A 1647-nucleotide genomic window follows, 5' to 3' on the forward strand; every position below is an offset into this window, starting at 1 on the left:
TAGTGCTTCACTTGCTGGTCGTATTCACAGAACAGCTTTTCGCCGCTTTGGTAAGCAGCGGCGGCAACCGCAGACTGCCGCTGGCTGCGCTGAACAATCGTGATTTCGTTGTGTGGACAGGGCATTTCGTGTCCCTCCTTTCGGTAGTTGGTGGATGGGGTGGCGTTTTACCACCTCATTTTGGGCAGAAAAAAAGCAGGAGACCTTTTTTCAGATTTCCTGCTCGGGGTGCCGCTGTGAGGGCGGCGGATATTTAGTTGTAAAAGTTCGGGACAAGTTGACCCGATGGGTAGATGGTACACTTAAAAATTATGGTTCTCTTGTCATTAGCTCATTAGCATAATGATTAAGAGCTTCACAAGGTTCATATTTGCATTTATAACCAATACCGTCAATTATAATAAATGGATTGTATGCTATAATCTCCACTTGAGAACCATCTGCCAAAGACAGAGTGAAAATAACTGCTTGTCCGGCATATTCTGTATATGAGTTGTCCTTATTGTAAATAACTACCTCATTGAGATATGATACTAATTCCTCTGTTTCTACTATCTGAATTGTTGTATCAGGTGGCGATAACCGAACACTTGCCGAAGTAATATCTGCTGCCTCTAAATCTTTGAATGGTCTATGAGCAGAAAACAAAAGAAAGCTAATACCTATACCGATTAAACATATCAGTGCAATTAACAAAAACTTTTTATGCTTCATTTGATTCTCCTTTACACACTACTATGAAATTTCTTTTTCATCATCTCTTGGTGGTCGGACATAACATAACATTTCTTTTTCACAAGCACCAAATTTTGCGAAATTGGATTTCGCTTCTTTTAGCGTTATTCCATGATTAGAGTCACTTGGTTCGTTATCAGAAGCAATGAACGGGTCATTCTCCCAAAAACAAACGGGACAGATATACCCACAATCTTCATTTGCCGGAACATTGTAGGTAAAATATCCACAACAAGGACATTGATATTTCATCATTTCGTGTTTTTAGCTCCCCCTTATAATTTCATATTTGAATATAAGCAAATTATCAAAAATATTATTCCTAAAATCGCAAGACTTTCGCATATAGAAACTATTTTGAAATTCCTCAAACTCATTTTTCCTTTTTTATATTCGTCATAACACAAATAAATTGTAATCGCTGCAAATACAATCGTTATAATCTCGATAACCGGCATCTATATCCCTTCCTAAAATTGATTTGTCGCTCGTCATGCAATCTGAAAGTTATTATTTCAAAATAAAGGGAAGTATTATCATGACAACTCCTAATAGAGCAAATAAAATACCGCCAATTTTTGTGGTTTTCAGATATAACTCAGATGGCTCATCTGCTCGATAAGATTTCCATACTTCTGTTAATTTCCACACTAAATCTGGCTTCAAAAAAATAAACATACCTAAAACAAAAATTATAACTCCACCACTAATAGACCATAACATAGGCGTCCCTCCCGTTATTCAAGTCCAGTTTGTTATTGATTTCATTATACTTTATTACCTATCGAAAAGATAGCGTATTTTATGAAACTTGTCAGATGGGAACAGCTTGCAGCGCAAGGTGTCCCCAGATGGCAAGTCCACAAAAGGGTAGCTGGCGGCAGCCAGCGCAGGGGAAGCGTAGCGTCCCCT

General features: G+C 38.2%; 3 protein-coding genes and 1 pseudogene. All 4 read right to left on the reverse strand.

The features are described from left to right. Positions 1 to 125: pseudogene (locus LKD71_RS17960) on the reverse strand (MobA/MobL family protein); the annotation flags it as partial. Between the two features lie 184 nt (positions 126 to 309). Next, the gene (locus LKD71_RS17965) at positions 310 to 714 is read right to left on the reverse strand and encodes a hypothetical protein (RefSeq protein WP_002594806.1); all 405 of its coding nucleotides are present in this window, start codon (positions 712 to 714) and stop codon (positions 310 to 312) included. 21 nt (positions 715 to 735) lie between these two features. After that, positions 736 to 990, reverse strand: coding sequence for a CPCC family cysteine-rich protein (locus LKD71_RS17970; RefSeq protein WP_227616422.1), 255 nt, complete (start codon positions 988 to 990; stop codon positions 736 to 738). A gap of 255 nt (positions 991 to 1245) precedes the next feature. Next, on the reverse strand, positions 1246 to 1458 hold the full coding sequence (locus tag LKD71_RS17975; protein ID WP_227616423.1) for a DUF6199 family natural product biosynthesis protein: 213 nt from the start codon (positions 1456 to 1458) through the stop codon (positions 1246 to 1248). Positions 1459 to 1647 lie beyond the last annotated feature (189 nt).

It is taken from the genome of Fusicatenibacter faecihominis, from assembly GCF_020686945.1.
In the GTDB taxonomy this organism is placed as follows: domain Bacteria; phylum Bacillota; class Clostridia; order Lachnospirales; family Lachnospiraceae; genus Limivivens; species Limivivens faecihominis.

Bases quoted from the DNA above. Each gene is read 5' to 3' on its own strand.
- LKD71_RS17965 (WP_002594806.1), bottom strand. From the start codon at position 714: ATGAAGCATAAAAAGTTTTTGTTAATTGCACTGATATGTTTAATCGGT.
- LKD71_RS17970 (WP_227616422.1), bottom strand. From the start codon at position 990: ATGATGAAATATCAATGTCCTTGTTGTGGATATTTTACCTACAATGTT.
- LKD71_RS17975 (WP_227616423.1), bottom strand. From the start codon at position 1,458: ATGTTATGGTCTATTAGTGGTGGAGTTATAATTTTTGTTTTAGGTATG.